We start from the raw sequence: 463 nt of genomic DNA on the forward strand, positions 1-463 counted from the left end.
CCCTTCTCAGTAGTCAGACAACAGGCATTGAAGGTCATGAATGACAGGGATATCCAGACCCTCTGCCTTTACCTGAAAAAACAGAAACGGACCGTGGAAGAGTACCAGTGGCAACATTACGATGAACAATGCAATCTCCTGGAGCAACTGTTAAGGCAGGTGTTCTTGTGCCTTGAATGTGAGGCCGGTAAAGGCTCAGAAGCCGTCGTCGCCCAACTTCAACAGATGCAGACGGAAATCGCATTCGGTGGACCACTGAAGACGATGGATACGTCGCTCATCCCGAAAAAGCACCTCCCATGGTTGGTTAAACAGGATAACGTTAACCCGCAACGTTACGAATGGCTGCTCTACCGGCAGTTAACCTCACGACTGAATGGACGCATTTATTTGCCAAATGTTACCAAATACCGCGCACTGGAAGACGACCTGATCCCCCAGACATCGCAGGATACCTTGCTGG

At 50.1% G+C, this 463-nt stretch carries 1 pseudogene; it reads left to right on the forward strand.

From position 1 onward, the window contains the following. Positions 1-463: pseudogene (locus ACFI6J_RS21600) on the forward strand (Tn3 family transposase); the annotation flags it as partial.

Source organism: Alteromonas sp. G4i13, assembly GCF_054960505.1.